The 14,341-nt window shown below is 66.2% G+C and carries 12 protein-coding genes; 6 read left to right on the top strand and 6 right to left on the bottom strand.

Annotation, left to right across the window (positions count from 1 at the left end):
* The first annotated feature begins 35 nt into the window (after positions 1-35).
* On the top strand, positions 36-962 hold the full coding sequence (locus FBY36_RS10065) for a LysR family transcriptional regulator ArgP (protein WP_142119039.1): 927 nt from the start codon (positions 36-38) through the stop codon (positions 960-962).
* Here the strand turns inward: FBY36_RS10065 and FBY36_RS10060 are convergent.
* Positions 922-1,866, bottom strand: coding sequence for a nuclease-related domain-containing protein (locus FBY36_RS10060; protein ID WP_142119037.1), 945 nt, complete (start codon positions 1,864-1,866; stop codon positions 922-924). The two genes, FBY36_RS10065 and FBY36_RS10060, sit on opposite strands and share 41 nt — an antisense overlap.
* A gap of 238 nt (positions 1,867-2,104) precedes the next feature.
* Here FBY36_RS10060 and pgm point away from each other — a divergent pair, with 238 nt between their 5' ends.
* Positions 2,105-3,769 (top strand): phosphoglucomutase (alpha-D-glucose-1,6-bisphosphate-dependent), encoded by a 1,665-nt coding sequence (pgm, locus tag FBY36_RS10055; protein ID WP_142119035.1) that lies wholly within the window; start codon positions 2,105-2,107, stop codon positions 3,767-3,769.
* On the opposite strand, the gene FBY36_RS10050 is transcribed toward pgm, so the two are convergent.
* Positions 3,766-4,275, bottom strand: coding sequence for a 2'-5' RNA ligase family protein (locus tag FBY36_RS10050; protein ID WP_142119033.1), 510 nt, complete (start codon positions 4,273-4,275; stop codon positions 3,766-3,768). The two genes, pgm and FBY36_RS10050, sit on opposite strands and share 4 nt — an antisense overlap.
* A 104-nt stretch (positions 4,276-4,379) precedes the next feature.
* A complete protein-coding gene (locus FBY36_RS10045) occupies positions 4,380-4,985 on the bottom strand; it encodes a malonic semialdehyde reductase (protein ID WP_142119031.1) in 606 nt (201 codons plus the stop codon).
* Positions 4,986-5,185: 200 nt separating this feature from the next.
* Between FBY36_RS10045 and FBY36_RS10040 the strand changes: the two genes are divergently transcribed.
* On the top strand, positions 5,186-6,538 hold the full coding sequence (locus FBY36_RS10040) for a uracil-xanthine permease family protein (RefSeq protein ID WP_142119029.1): 1,353 nt from the start codon (positions 5,186-5,188) through the stop codon (positions 6,536-6,538).
* On the opposite strand, the gene FBY36_RS10035 is transcribed toward FBY36_RS10040, so the two are convergent.
* Complete coding sequence (locus FBY36_RS10035; protein ID WP_142119027.1) at positions 6,535-7,464, bottom strand: SGNH/GDSL hydrolase family protein; 930 nt, start codon at positions 7,462-7,464, stop codon at positions 6,535-6,537. The genes FBY36_RS10040 and FBY36_RS10035 overlap by 4 nt on opposite strands.
* The gene (locus tag FBY36_RS10030) at positions 7,461-8,345 is read right to left on the bottom strand and encodes a GAF and ANTAR domain-containing protein (protein WP_142119025.1); all 885 of its coding nucleotides are present in this window, start codon (positions 8,343-8,345) and stop codon (positions 7,461-7,463) included. Before FBY36_RS10030 ends, FBY36_RS10035 begins: the two co-directional genes overlap by 4 nt.
* Before the next feature lie 364 nt (positions 8,346-8,709).
* Between FBY36_RS10030 and treS the strand changes: the two genes are divergently transcribed.
* Positions 8,710-10,986 carry a maltose alpha-D-glucosyltransferase gene (gene treS / locus FBY36_RS10025; protein ID WP_142119023.1) on the top strand — a complete coding sequence of 759 codons (2,277 nt, stop codon included), beginning with the start codon at positions 8,710-8,712 and terminating at the stop codon, positions 10,984-10,986.
* Positions 10,987-11,020: 34 nt separating this feature from the next.
* On the opposite strand, the gene FBY36_RS10020 is transcribed toward treS, so the two are convergent.
* Entirely contained in the window at positions 11,021-12,247 is a 1,227-nt protein-coding gene (locus tag FBY36_RS10020) for an ROK family transcriptional regulator (RefSeq protein ID WP_142119021.1), read from the bottom strand.
* 186 nt (positions 12,248-12,433) lie between these two features.
* Between FBY36_RS10020 and FBY36_RS10015 the strand changes: the two genes are divergently transcribed.
* Positions 12,434-13,174: a sugar phosphate isomerase/epimerase family protein gene (locus FBY36_RS10015; RefSeq protein ID WP_142119019.1), complete on the top strand. Its 741-nt coding sequence runs from the start codon at positions 12,434-12,436 to the stop codon at positions 13,172-13,174.
* Positions 13,171-14,313, top strand: coding sequence for a Gfo/Idh/MocA family protein (locus FBY36_RS10010; protein ID WP_142119018.1), 1,143 nt, complete (start codon positions 13,171-13,173; stop codon positions 14,311-14,313). Before FBY36_RS10015 ends, FBY36_RS10010 begins: the two co-directional genes overlap by 4 nt.
* Positions 14,314-14,341: the final 28 nt, after the last annotated feature.

Genomic DNA, 14,341 nt, shown 5'->3' with positions numbered 1-14,341 from the left:
AATTAAGAATTCTTGGCGGGCATTAGAATAGCTTCATGAACCTGGAGCATCTGAAAGCCTTGGTGGCTGTTATTGATGAAGGAACGTTTGAGGCAGCCGCGGACCTGCTCCGGATCACGCCCTCCGCGGTAAGCCAGCGGATCAAGGCCCTCGAAGCTTCGGTAGGCCAGGTGCTGGTGCGCCGGAGGTTGCCCTGCTCTGCCACCGACGCCGGCGCGCTGCTGCTGCGGATGGCCCGCCAGGTGCAGGTGCTGGAGGCGGAGACGTCGGCAGCGCTGGGCTCCGGCAGCGCCACCCGGGCACACCTGCCGGTGGCCGTCAACGCGGATTCGCTGGCCACCTGGTTTGTCCCTGTCCTGCACCAGGCCGCCGGCTGGGATGACTCTGCCCTCGATCTCCACGTTGAGGACCAGGGCTACAGCAGCCAGCTGCTGCGCGAGGGCGAGGTCATGGGCGCGGTGACGTCGGATCCCGTCCCGGTCAGCGGGTGCAAGGCGGAACTGCTGGGCTCCATGCGCTACACCCCGGTGGCCACCCCCGCGCTGCGCCGACGATTCTCCGCCTCCGGGGGCGTGGACTGGGCAGCAATGCCCGTCTTGAAATTCAACACGAAGGACAACCTGCAGCAGCAGCTGCTCACTGGGAAGCCCCTGCGGCAGTCCCCTCCCACTCACACCGTCCCGTCGTCCCAGGGGTTCCTCGCGGCGGTCAAAGCCGGCCTGGGCTGGGGAATGATTCCGGAACTCCAGCTGACGGATGAGCTGGAATCCGGCGCCCTGGTCCGGCTCGAGGGTGCCGAACACCAGGATGTTGCACTCTATTGGCAGGCCTGGACCCTCGATTCAGACCGGCTCAACCGGATGACCGCTGCAGTCCGCGCGGCAGCCAAAGGGCGGCTGCTGCCGGGAGGTGCGGCGGAGGCTAACGGCCCAAGTAGGGCAGGATATAGACGGCAAAAATGACGAAGGCTGCCAGCAGGGCAAGCTTCCCTCCGCTGGTACCGCCGTGCTGCTGGGCCTTGCCGTTCCGTCCGCGATGCGCAGGTGCTGCCGACGACCCTGTCCGCGTTCCCGCCCTCTGTCGTATGGGCTGTCCTGACTTCCTCGCTCCCGGGGGAAGGGCGCGGCCCGCGGGGTGCCGCGCCACGCTTTGGCTCCGCCCCGTCCCCTCCCCGGATCCGGAATTTTCCCGCGGACGTGCCGCAGGACCGGCGGGAGGCAATGCTCCTGCGGGGCGCACCACGGTTCCCGGCCGCACGCTGCGGAGGGCAGTGATGCCTGGCTCCTGCTCATGGGTGAGCTGCTGGCCCAGATGCGCGTACAGGCCCACGACAGTTTGCTGGTCGAGCACGGCCGGCAGCGACTCGATGGCGCCCACCACCCGCTGCGAACCCGCCACGGCAACATCGGAGTCCGTGACTCCGAAAAGATCAGGCTGCGCGGACATGCAGATGAGTGGCCGCACCAACCGGCGGTGCGGCGGAGCCAGGACCGAGGCCACGGCAGCACACTGGGCCAGGGCGCCTTCGACGGCCTGGGTGCGCGCAAACCGGCCCTGCCACAGCACCCCGGACGCCACCCGCACTTCGCCGGTCCAGTTCTTTGAATCGACCACCACAACACCGCCTGGGCCCACCAGGACGTGGTCAAGGTTCGCTTTGGGGCGCCCAGGCCAGTGGACGTCGTGGAGCACGTACCAGCCGCGTGGGACCAGTTCGCTGAGCTTCTCGGCCACCACCCGCTCGCCTACCGCGCCGGCGTCCCACGCCTTCGTGGAACGCTCCGCCTGGTCGAGTTGGCGCTTCAGCCTCGCAACGCGCTCGGCAGCCAGCCTGGACTGCTCAGCTGCCCCGTCTCCTGCCCCCATTGGACGTCCCCGTTTCCTTGCCGGACGGACGACGGCGGCGGCCCGCCGTCGTCCGTTTCTTTCGGTTGTTTTCCTGGAATTTTTTGAAAGGTAGCAGGGCGCCAAAGGCCGGGTATATAGGTACTTTCCGGCCGGGTACTCAGGTGGACTACTTGGTTGATGGCGTCATTGCGTGTCACAGGGTCCGGATTTTGGGCGGGTCGTTTGGACTCCTGCCAGGTTCTGGCATGCTGGAGCCATGGCTAGCCGCGCGGGCACAGTTGCCCAACCCCAGGACCTTGTTGACATCACTGCGCTCCTTGACGCGTATTACGACATTGCGCCGGACCTGGGTGATCCCGGCCAGCGCGTGGTGTTTGGCACCTCGGGGCACCGGGGATCCAGCCTCAAGGCGTCGTTTAACGAACAGCACATCGTGGCCATCACCCAGGCAATCGTTGAATACCGGGCCGCGCAGGGCGTCACCGGCCCCCTGTTCCTGGCCAAGGACACCCACGCACTGAGCGAGCCCGCACAGAACTCCGCCCTGGAGGTGCTCGCCGCCAACGGCGTCCAGGTCCTGGTCGACGCCAGGCACGGCTACACTCCCACCCCCGCCCTGAGCCACGCCATCCTGACCTACAACCGGAAGGCGGCGCCGGGAGCCCCGCAGGCCGACGGCATCGTGGTGACCCCCAGCCACAACCCGCCAGGCGACGGCGGCTTCAAGTACAACCCCCCGCACGGCGGCCCGGCGGACTCGGACGCCACCGGGTGGATCGCCAACCGGGCCAACGAACTGCTGGAAAACGGCCTGCGCGGCGTGAAGCGGATCCCGCTGGCTGATGCCCAGGCCGCAGACACCACCGGCAAGTTCGACTTCCTGAGCAGCTACGTGGACGACCTTCCGTCCGTCCTGAACCTGGACGCCATCCGCAACGCCGGCGTCCGGATCGGAGCCGACCCCATGGGCGGCGCATCCGTGGACTACTGGGGCGAAATCGGCGAGCGCCACCACCTGGACCTCACCGTGGTGAACCCGACCGTGGACCCCCAGTGGGCCTTCATGACCCTGGACTGGGACGAGAAGATCCGCATGGACTGCTCCTCGCCGTCGGCCATGGCCTCGCTGATCCAGCGGATGTCCGACGCCGCAGCCTCCGGCCAGCCCGCCTTCGATGTGGCCACCGGCAACGACGCCGACGCTGACCGCCACGGCATCGTCACCCCGGACGGCGGGCTGATGAACCCCAACCACTACCTTGCCGTCGCCATCGACTACCTCTACCGCAACCGCAGCGGCTGGAACCCTGCCTCGGTGATCGGCAAGACCCTGGTGTCCTCCTCAATCATCGACCGCGTGGCCGAGAGTCTGGGCCGCAAGCTCGTGGAGGTTCCCGTTGGCTTCAAGTGGTTCGTGCCCGGCCTGCTCTCCGGTGAAGGCGCATTCGGCGGCGAGGAATCCGCCGGTGCCTCCTTCAACAAGCTGGACGGCAGCGTCTGGACCACGGACAAGGACGGCATCCTGCTGGCACTGCTGGCCTCGGAGATCACAGCGGTCACCGGCAACTCCCCGTCCCAGCTGTACAAGGGGCTGACGGACCAGTTCGGCGCCCCCGTCTACGCGCGGATCGATGCCGCCGCCACCCGGGAGCAGAAGTCGAAGCTGGGCAAGCTCTCCGCTGCGGATGTCACGGCCACGGAACTGGCCGGCGAGACGATCACCGCCAAGCTGACCGAGGCCCCCGGGAACGGCGCGGCCATCGGCGGCCTGAAGGTGGTCACCGAGAACGCCTGGTTCGCGGCCCGCCCCTCCGGCACCGAGGACGTGTACAAGATCTACGCCGAGTCCTTCAAGGGCGAGGAGCACCTGAAGCAGGTGCAGGCGGAGGCCAAGGCACTGGTGGACAGCGTCATCGCCTAGCCCCGCTCCGGGAACTCTTGGCTCCAGAGCCGGAGGACACGCCTGGTGGTGTGGTCCCCGCCGGGAGCCATATCCACCAGGGCGACGCGGTCAAGCACGACGGCGTCGCCCGGGTGGAGGCGCTTGCTGCCATGGTGTGAAACATGGGGCCGGTATCCCGCGCGGGTGTGCGCCGGCGTCAGGATCCTGACGCCGAGGCCGCCGACTGCCTCGACGAGATTCTCATGCAGCCTTTGGAGGTCCGGTTGCGGCCTGATGAGGTTGACCGGGACGGAGCCGTTGCGCCCGAACCCCGCGTCCTCTCCCACCACCAGCGGGGCTCCAAGGGCCGCTTCGGCATGGGGCGCAGCGAACCCGGCGATACTGTCGGCGACGTCGGCACCATCTGTGGTGGCGGCGTCGAACCTCACCAGGGTGATGTGCAGCGGCCACTCCGCCCGCGGAAAAACCTGGCCGGCAGCCACCGGTTCCACGAAGGCCACAAAGATGAGGTTCCGCACGGACATACGCCCAGTCTCCCACCCGCCGGCTTTAAGCACAGATGCTCCATCACTTATGGTTCCCATTCAGGCGAATAGGGACCGTAAGTGATGGAGCATCAGGGGAAGCGTTAGACGGTGCGGACGGCCTCGTCATAGGAGAACTTGGGCTTTGCCTCACCCCAGGCGTCGGTACCGGGCTGGCCGATGTTGACCACCAGGAAGCTCTTCTGGTCTCCGGCGGGGAAGAAGGCGGCATCGATCGCGGCAAAGTCAGCGCCGGTCATGGGGCCGGCGGCGAAACCGAGCGAGCGTACGGCCAGGATGAAGTAGCCGGCCTGCAGGTGGGCGTTGTTGTTGCCCGTGGCGGCGGCGAGTGCCGGGTCGGCGTCGTACATGGCCTTGGGGGCGTTGTAGCCGGGGAGGAAGTCTTCCCACTTCCCGGCCCAGTCGGTGTCGTAGCTGAGGATGGCCACGAGCGGAGCCGAGGCCGTCTTGGCCTGGTTGCCGCGGGACAGGGCGTCCACCAGGGTGGCGCGGGCCTCGGACGAGCGGACGTAGGTGACGCGGAGCGGCTGGGAGTTGAAGGCGGTGGGGCCGAACTTGGTGAGCTCGTAGATGGCCTGGGCCTGTTCCTCGGTCACCTCGCCGGTGAAGGAGTTGGCGGTGCGGGCCTGGGCGAAGATGGCGTCCACGGCTGCCGAATCGATAACCGCTTCTTCATGGGCAATGGTCAATGGCTTACCTTTCGCTGCGCCGCCCGCCTGCCGGGGTGGCATCTGATGCTTTCCATAGTTGCAACTTCAAGTGCTTTCCTCCTCTTCCCGTGACGGCCGGTGACGTTGGCCACAGCGGACGGCCGCAAATACTTGGCGGTATTCTGGAGCAAGTTATTCTTTGCCCCCTCGCGGCACCCCCTTGAAAGGCATTCCTTCCCATGAGCATGCTCGGAATCAAATGGAAGCTGCACGGCACCGGCAAAACCATCAAGCCCGGCCAGGTGGTGGCCCCGGATGAGCGGTTGGCGTGGCCCCTCACCATCGGCGTCGGGATGCAGCATGTGGTGGCCATGTTCGGCGCCACCTTCCTGGTTCCCATCATCACCGGGATGCCGCCCGCCACCACGCTGTTCTTCTCCGGGATCGGCACGCTGCTGTTCCTGGTAATCACTAAGGGCCGGGTGCCCAGCTACCTGGGCTCGAGCTTCGCGTTCATCGCCCCCATCACGGCTTCACAGGCGCAGTTCGGCATCCCCGGTGCCCTGGGCGGCGTGGTGCTGGCCGGTGCCACCCTGGCCCTGGTGGGTGCCGTGGTGCAGAAGTTTGGCGCCGGCTGGATCAACCGGCTGATGCCGCCCATCGTCACCGGGGCGATCGTGGCCCTGATCGGCCTGAACCTGGCCCCCGCCGCCAAGCAGAATTTCGACGCCGCCCCGATCACGGCCCTGATCACACTGGTCACCATCATCCTGGTCAGCGTCCTGTTCCGCGGGATCCTGGGCCGGTTGAGCATCCTGGTGGGCGTGGTGGTGGGCTACCTGGTGGCCATGCTCCGCGGCGAAGTGAAGTACGACAAGATGGACGCCGCAACCTGGGTGGGCCTGCCCCATTTCCAGACCCCGGAGTTCCACATCGGCGTCCTGGGCCTGTTTGTCCCGGTGGTCCTGGTGCTCGTGGCAGAGAACATCGGCCACGTGAAGTCCGTGGCCGCCATGACAGGCCAGAACCTCGACGGCGTCTCCGGGCGCGCGCTGATGGCCGACGGCGCCGCCACGGTCCTGGCCGGCCTGGGCGGCGGGTCCGGCACCACCACGTATGCGGAGAACATCGGCGTCATGGCTGCCACCAAGGTGTATTCGACGGCGGCTTACTGGGTGGCGGGCATGTTCGCCATCCTGCTCAGCTTCTCACCGAAGTTCGGCGAGCTGATCGCCACCGTCCCGGCAGGCGTGCTGGGCGGCGCGGCCACCATGCTGTACGGCATGATCGGCATCCTGGGCGTGAAGATCTGGGTTCAGAACAAGGTGAACTTCTCCAACCCGGTCAACCTGACCACTGCCGCGGTGGCCCTGATCATCGGCATCGCGGACTACACCTGGACCATCGGCGACCTGAAGTTCACGGGCATTGCCCTGGGTTCGGCTGCCGCCCTGGTGATCTACCACGGCATGAAGGCCATCGCGAAGGCACGCGGAACGGTGGCCGAACCCGAAACGGAGCAGGGCGTACTGCCGCCCGCGGCCAAGGCCGCCATGAAGGCCGCGGCGAAGCGTTCCCCCAGGAAGCGCTAAGCCGCGCTGCCGGTTCCCAGTTCCGGATCCGTTCCAGGCACCACATAGGTGGTGGCGCCGGGCACGGACGTCCCGACGGCCGGATGGCCGGGCGGGAAGGGACCGGGACGGCCAGCGCCGAACACCGGGCCCGGCAGCGGCCGCTTCGCTGCCAGTCCATTCATCTGGTGGGGCCGCATCTGTTTCAGCACCCACGGTACGAAGTACTGCTTCGCCCAGACCAGGTCTTCGGCCCGGGCCTGCGTCCACCCGTGGACGGGAAGTGGCCGGGGCTGGGACGGCTTGAGCGTGTGCGGTACGCCCAGGGCGGTGAGGGTGGCCACGGCCACCGAGTGGTGGCCCAGCGGGGACAAGTGCAGCCGGTCAGGGTCCCACATCAGCGCATGCTGCAGTTCCGGGAGGCACCAAAGGTCAACCATGATGGCGTGGTGCCGGGCCCCGATCCTGTGGAGATGCTCGTTGTAGATCGCCACACGGCCGCGGACCTTGCCGAACACCGGAGTGTTCCCCCAGTCCGGACCGGCATACAGCAGCACTGTGGCGCCCGTGGCAGCCAGGACCCCCACGGCCTCATCAATCTTTTCCGCCAGCTTGTCCGGGTCGCCGCGGCGGAACACGATGTCGTTGCCACCGCCGGACATGGCGATCAGGTCGGGCTTCAGCTCCAGGGCCTGTTCCAGCTGCCCGTCGAGGATCTGCCGCAGCAGCATGCCGCGGATGGCCAGGTTGGCATAGGCGAAGTCCGGCTGGCTGTCGGCCAGCTCCTCCGCCACCCGGTCAGCCCAGCCCCGAAGCCCGCCCAGGCTGTCCGGTTCGGGGTCGCCAACCCCTTCCGTGTAGGAGTCTCCCAGGGCTACAAACCGGTGCCAGGGGTGCCTGCCCGGTCCGTCCGCGATGGAGCGCAGTTCCTGTTTCCCGATGGTCATGCTGTCCTCCCTTCCGCAGCGGGCGGGGGTTCCTTCCCCGCCGCAGCGTTCTTGCGGGGCGACGTTCCGGTTGGAAAGTCCCGCCCCGCCGACGACGGCCGCGGGAGCTCCGCCACGCCGTCGTACGTTTCCTGCCGCAGCCCCGAAGGCTGCCCGGCCCCTGGGCCCATCCCCGTGGGGGCCACAACGTTCAATGCCGCGTCCCGGAGATCCAGCTCGTGGTGCATCGCCTGCGTCTGCAGGAACCGCAGCGCGCCCTCCCGGGTGAGGCCGTATTCGTTCATCAGGCTGCGCACAGCGAGGTCCACCAGGACCAGGGAGCTTTGGACGACGGCGAGGCCCGCCGTCGCTTCCGCACGCTCAGCCACCCGGACCACAACCCGGAGGGCACGCGCCACCTCACGCGCATAGCTTTGGCTGAGCACCAGGTCATCGCTGGTGAAGGTATGCGGGGACGGCGCGTAAAGGTTGATGCCGGCACTGGTCCCGCCTTCGGTGAGGATGGGGACAGAGAGGAGGGACTGCACGCCGTGGCCGGCGGCGGCGCTGGAATACCCCGGCCAACGGCGGTCCCGGCTCAGGTCCGACACCAGGACGAACTCCCCGGTACGCATGGCTTCCATGACCGGCCCATCGGCAAACGAGCATTGTTCGCGGTCCGCCTCAAGTGCCTGCTCAGTGCTGGCCGCAAGGGTGTGCGCCTTGCCCAGGCGGAAGAGGGTGGCCGCCCAGCTGATGCTGCGGCGCTCACCTTTGATGCCCGCCATGAAATCGCGGGTCACATCCCGGAGGTAGTCTTCAACGTCCTTGCTGTCGAAAACCGGCTCCGGGGTAACTGGAAGCGGTCCCCAGCCAACCTGCCCCGTGGGTTCAGCGGCCATGCTCCAGCCCTGCTATCAGCACTCCGGCCCACTGCAAAACCTTTGTTCTAAGAATACGACCGGCGGCGGGCTTAGTGGGCAAACTCGGCGAAACAAGGGGGAAAGGGGGATTCGCGGTACGGGACCGGCGTAGGTAGGCAAGGACCCCCTGCTTTCAGCCGCCCTCCCCCAGCAGATTGGCCGGGAGATCGGGCAAAGCATCCCTTGGCCCGGGCACGTTTGTCCCTTCCACCGGCCCCGCTGCGCAGTAGCATCGGGAGAGGGAACGCCGAATACTCCCTGTTGCCCTGGGTACCTTTCCTTGGGCAAGGGGTCTTTTGAGCATCCATGCCAGCACGGAAACGAGCAATGGAAAGAGGAGCTTATGCGGGAGCCGGGCACCAGCGGGAACACTTCGGAAGCGGATGCAGCCGCAGGCAACGGGGAAGTGGAAGCGGGCGCTGCGGAGCCGACGGCGGAACTGGACGTCAATTTCGACGAGCAGTTCTTTGCAGCCAGGCCAAAGGCGCTGCGGCCCATCGCGCGCCGGCGCCAGTTCGTAGGCAGCAGGCCGTCCTTCGAGTTCGACGGGCGGAACGCGGCCTACGTGGACTGGCTCCGCAACCAGGCCATGCTCGGGGACGCGAATACGTTGGCCCGGCAGCTGTCCGGCCAGGCGAGCATGTGGCAAAACTCCTATGCCCATCCCAACCCGCGGGCCGCCGTCGAACGTGCCTCCGTATGGTTCACCGCCTACCCGTTGTCCTTCATCACCCCCACGGGCCAGTCTTTCCTTTCCGCCCTGGGCGATCCGGCCATGTGGAAGGCGTTCCGTGAAATCGGCATCCGCGGCATCCACACCGGACCCGTGAAGCTCGCCGGCGGCATCAGCGGCTGGTCCCACACTCCCAGCGTGGACGGGCACTTCGACCGAATCAGCATGGCGATCGACCCGGTCTTCGGCACAGAGGAGGAGTTCCGCCGCATGTGCGAGGTGGCCGCTGAGCATGACGGCACGGTCATCGACGACATCGTCCCGGGCCACACCGGCAAGGGCGCGGACTTCCGCCTGGCCGAAATGAATTTCCGGGACTACCCCGGCATCTACCACATGGTGGACATCCCGGAAGACGACTGGCACCTGCTCCCGGACGTCCCCGAGGGGGCCGACTCGGTCAACCTTAGCCTCGACTCGGAGCAGGCACTGCAGAAGGCCGGCTACATCATCGGCCGGCTGCAGCGGGTCATCTTCTACGAACCCGGGGTGAAGGAAACCAACTGGAGCGCTACCAGGCCGATCGTGGACACGGCCGGGAAGACCCGCCGCTGGGTCTACCTGCACTACTTCAAGGCAGGCCAGCCCTCCATCAACTGGCTGGATCCCACCTTCGCGGGAATGCGGCTGGTGGTGGGCGATGCCCTGCATTCGCTGGTGGACCTGGGCACCGGGGCGCTGCGCCTGGATGCCAACGGGTTCCTCGGGGTGGAGAAGAGCGCCGAGGAGCAGCCCGGATGGTCCGAAGGACACCCGCTGTCCGAGGCCGCCAACCAGCTCATCGGGTCCATGATCCGCAAAGTTGGCGGGTTCTCCTTCCAGGAGCTGAACCTGACCATTGATGACATCAAGGCAACCTCCGAAGCAGGCCCGGACCTGTCCTACGACTTCATTACCCGGCCTGCGTACCATTACGCCCTGGTCACGGCCGATACCGAGTTCCTGCGGCTGACCCTCCGCCTGTCGCAGGAAATCGGCGTGGACCAGGCCTCCCTGGTGCACGCACTGCAGAACCACGACGAACTCACCTACGAGCTCCTGCACTTCGCCGCGGGGCACCGGGACGAGATGTTCGAGCTCAACGGCGAGGAACTCACCGGCGCCCAGCTGGCCGAACAGATCCAGCAGACCATGCGCGAGCGGCTGACCGGCGAGAACGCGCCATACAACGCCGTCTTCACCACCAACGGCATTGCCTGCACCTCGGTCAGCTTCATCATGGCTGCGCTGGGCATCAAGGACCCGTCCGCCACCACCGCGGAACAGGAAGCACTGATCCGGGACGTCCATCTGCTCCTGGCCATGTACAACGCCTTGCAGCCCGGCGTCTTTGCCCTGTCCGGCTGGGACCTCATGGGAATCCTGGCGCTGGACCGGAGCAGCGTACGGGAACTGACCTCGCAGGGCGATACCCGCTGGATCAACCGCGGCGCCCACGACCTCATGGGCACCAGCCCGGACGCAATCACCTCCTCCTCAGGGATGCCGCGGGCGCGCAGCCTCTATGGCTCCCTGCCGGACCAGCTGAAGGACCCCGAGTCGTTCGCGCGCCGGCTGCAGCGGATCCTCACCGTGCGGGAAGAGAACGGCATCGCCACCGGGACCTTGCTCGATGTCCCGGACGTTTCCAACCGCAGCGCACTGGTGCTGGTCAACAGGCTGACGGACGGCACCCTCCAGGTCACCGCGCTCAACTTCTCCGGCCAGGACATCGCCGGCAGCATCCAGTCCAATGAGCTGCCCTCCGGCGCCAACGTCAAGGATCTGTTCAGCGGCGAGACCGTGGGGCAGGTGGATGACCTGCACAGCTTCTTCCTGGAGCTGCCCGCCTACGGCGGAACTGCCCTGATCCTGACCGAAGCGCCTGAGCCCGAGGCGGACGCCTAAGGTACGTACCGGGGTAGGGCCGGGACTTCCGGTCCTACCCCGCGAAGGCGCCTGCCAGCGTTGCTTCGATGACAGCCGGCGAGAGGACGTACTGGGTGACCAGTTTGCTGGCGCCCAGGACTGCTGCCTGGCTGCCGGCGCGCGAGCCGTTGATGCGCAGGTGCGAGGTGGCCAGCGGCGGCGAGCGCCGGTAGACCACCTCGCGGATGCCGGCGACCAGGTGCTCCCCCGTCTCGCCGACGCTGCCGCCCACCACAATGACGGACGGGTTGAGCAGGTTGACCACGGTGGCCAATACCTCGCCGATGTCCCGGCCGGCCTGGCGCAGTGCCTGGATGGCCTGGAGGTTGCCGTCTGCGGCCAGCCGGAGCACATCCGCGCCCTTCGCCACGTCCAGCCCCTGGTCCCGGAGGGAACGCACGACGGCGGGACCTGACGCCAGCGCTTCCAGGCACCCGTAGTTTCCACAGGCACACAGGACGTCCGCGCCGCGCGCCACCTGGACGTGCCCCAGGTCGCCTGCCGTGCCGTTGGCGCCGCGCTGCAGTTCCCCGTTGCTGATGATGCCGGAGCCGATACCGGTAGCCACCTTCACGAAGAAGAAGTTGTTGTGTTCGGGCCAGTGGGCGGACTGCTCCCCCAACGCCATGATGTTCACGTCGTTGTCCACCAGCACGTGCACGGGCAGCGACCGCTGAACGTAGCTGACCACATCGAACCCGTCCCAGCCCGGCATGATGGGCGGCTTAACGGGCTTGCCCGTGTCGTGTTCCACGGGTCCGGGCAGGCCGATTCCGATCCCGGCGAGTTCCGCCACGCTTCGTCCGGTGGACGCCAGCAGTTCCTTGCCCTGCGCCACCACCTGGTCCAGGACCGCTTCCGGGCCGTCGGCCACCTGCTGAGCCAGCCGGTGTTCGGCCAGGATGTTGCCGCCGAGGTCCGTGACCGCAACGATGACATGGGTGGCGCCCACGTCCACGGCCAGCACCAGGCGGGCGGCTGGGTTGAAGGCAAAGCGCGACGGCGGCCTGCCGCCGCTGGAGAGCGCCTCGCCGGCGGGGCCGACGAGGCCTGACAGCATCAGCGCGTCGATCCGCGAGGCCACGGTTGACCGGGCCAGCCCCGTACTCAGGGCAAGCTCGGCGCGGGTGCGGGCCTGGCCGTCACGCAGCAGCTGGAAGAGGTCGCCGGCGCGCGACAGGCTGCCGACGTCAAGCGCAACGGAGTCCTGGCCGTGGTCATTTCCAGATGTTGCTGTCATGTCCTAGTGATAACACGTATCCCTTATGCCTGCCACACCATCAGAAGTACGTCGATAATATTTCAACTTTTGCTTGACGGTCGTCATAAGTGCCTCTAGGTTGTGAGATACAGCACATAAGGCCCATCGATGGTGACCATCGGCGGCGTCGATCTGGGCTAAAACCAAAAACGACGAGGAGAGACAGTGTCATACTCGATCCAGCTCTACACGGTCCGGAAGGCCCTTGAAGAGGATCTGGCCGGAACTATCCGCCGACTGGCCGAAATTGGTTTCACCATGGTGGAGCCCTACCGATTCGTCGCCAAAGCTGCTGAACTCAAGCAAGCACTGGCAGAAAACAACCTGATCGCTCCGTCCGGGCATGCGCCCCTGCTCACCGACGACCAGGACGCCATTTTTGCCGCAGCACAGCAGCTGGGCATTGGCACCGTTATCGACCCCCACGTTCCGATCGAACGTTGGAACACCATCGAAGACATCAAGGCGACAGCCGAACAGCTGAATGCAGCTGCCATCAAGGGAGCTGGCTATGGGGTTCGAGTCGGCTACCACAATCATTGGTGGGAGGTGGAGTCAGTCATCGACGGCAAAACTGCGATTGAACACCTTGCTGATCACCTCTCGCCCGAGGTGGTCCTGGAACTGGACACCTACTGGGCGGCTGTGGGGGGCCAGAACCCCACCGAACTGCTGGCCCGCCTCGGGCAGCGGGTGAAGTTCATCCATATCAAGGATGGCCCGGTCACGTCGGATCCCTCCAGCCAATTGGCTGTTGGAGATGGTCAAATGCCCATCTGGGACGTTCTTGCCGCGGCCGGGTCGCTCGAAGCCGGCGTCGTGGAACTCGACGACTTCCAAGGCGACATGTTCGAGGCTGTACGTGACAGCTATAACTACCTCAGCGCCGGAAAGGTGAATGCATGAGCCAGGCAGCAGGAGCCTCGTTTGGTCCCTCGGGCTCAGGCCCGGTAGGCGTCGGCATCATTGGTGCCGGCGTCATCAGCAAGCAGTATCTGGACAACCTCACCAGCTTTCCCGACGTCCGTGTAGTTGCCATCGGCGACCTGTTCGAGGAAGCCGCAGCCACCCGTGCCGCCGAATATGGAATTCCCAATCACGGAGGGGTGGACGCCGTTTTGGGCAACCCCGAAGTGGAAATCGTTATCAACCTGACCATTCCAGCCGCGCATGTGGAAGTGGCAACCCAGGCGGTGCATGCAGGGAAGCATGTCTGGAGCGAGAAGCCGTTCTCACTGGACCGCGAGAGCGGTCTCGGCCTGCTGAAGGCAGCGGATGCCGCCGGCGTTCGGCTCGGCTGCGCACCTGACACTTTCCTTGGTGCCGGCCTGCAGACTGCCCGCCGCATGATCGAGCGGGGGGACATCGGTACGCCCCTGACGGCCTTAACCCTGATGCAGTCGCCCGGCCCGGAGTCATGGCACCCCAACCCGGCTTTCCTTTTCCAGGACGGCGCAGGGCCCCTGTTCGACATCGGACCCTACTACCTGACAACCCTCGTCCAGACTTTCGGCAGCATCCGCCGCGTGGCCGCGTTTGGGTCAAAATCCCGCGAATCCCGTGTCATTGGTTCAGGTCCCAAGGCCGGAGAGCAGTTTGAGGTTACCGTCCCGACCCACGTCAGCTCGATCCTGGAATTCGAAGCCGGGGAATCCGCACAGAGCATCTTCAGCTTCGACTCGCCACTCAAGCGTGCCGGCTTCGTTGAGATCACCGGGTCCGACGCCACCATCGCACTTCCGGACCCCAACATGTTCGATGGCGACATCAGGATCTGCAAGCTCGGCTCAGACGATTGGACCGTTGTTCCGTCGGTTGGCTCTACCGCCAGCCGGGGCACAGGGGTACTTGAAATGGCGCGGGCGATCCGGGAAGGCCGCCCGCACCGCGCACAGGGAGAGCTCGCGTTCCACATCCTTGACACCATGGCCTCCATCTCAGAATCAATCGACAATCGCACGTTTGTTGACGTCGAAAGTTCTGCCGCCAAGGTTCCTGCCCTCCCCGAGGACTGGGATCCCACCGAAGCAACTTTTTCAGCCTAGTTTCAGGCCAACACCAGCCCCAGCTCGA

Origin of the sequence: Arthrobacter sp. SLBN-122 (genome assembly GCF_006715165.1) — a bacterium.
Lineage (GTDB): Bacteria > Actinomycetota > Actinomycetes > Actinomycetales > Micrococcaceae > Arthrobacter.
Note: the sequence above shows the minus strand (reverse complement) of the source record. Positions and strands in the feature narration are given on the sequence as shown.

Coding starts and splice junctions, on each gene's coding strand:
- FBY36_RS10065 (WP_142119039.1), top strand. CDS start 36: ATGAACCTGGAGCATCTGAAAGCCTTGGTGGCTGTTATTGATGAAGGA.
- FBY36_RS10060 (WP_142119037.1), bottom strand. CDS start 1,866: ATGGGGGCAGGAGACGGGGCAGCTGAGCAGTCCAGGCTGGCTGCCGAG.
- pgm (WP_142119035.1), top strand. CDS start 2,105: ATGGCTAGCCGCGCGGGCACAGTTGCCCAACCCCAGGACCTTGTTGAC.
- FBY36_RS10050 (WP_142119033.1), bottom strand. CDS start 4,275: ATGTCCGTGCGGAACCTCATCTTTGTGGCCTTCGTGGAACCGGTGGCT.
- FBY36_RS10040 (WP_142119029.1), top strand. CDS start 5,186: ATGAGCATGCTCGGAATCAAATGGAAGCTGCACGGCACCGGCAAAACC.
- FBY36_RS10035 (WP_142119027.1), bottom strand. CDS start 7,464: ATGACCATCGGGAAACAGGAACTGCGCTCCATCGCGGACGGACCGGGC.
- FBY36_RS10030 (WP_142119025.1), bottom strand. CDS start 8,345: ATGGCCGCTGAACCCACGGGGCAGGTTGGCTGGGGACCGCTTCCAGTT.
- treS (WP_142119023.1), top strand. CDS start 8,710: ATGCGGGAGCCGGGCACCAGCGGGAACACTTCGGAAGCGGATGCAGCC.
- FBY36_RS10020 (WP_142119021.1), bottom strand. CDS start 12,247: ATGACAGCAACATCTGGAAATGACCACGGCCAGGACTCCGTTGCGCTT.
- FBY36_RS10010 (WP_142119018.1), top strand. CDS start 13,171: ATGAGCCAGGCAGCAGGAGCCTCGTTTGGTCCCTCGGGCTCAGGCCCG.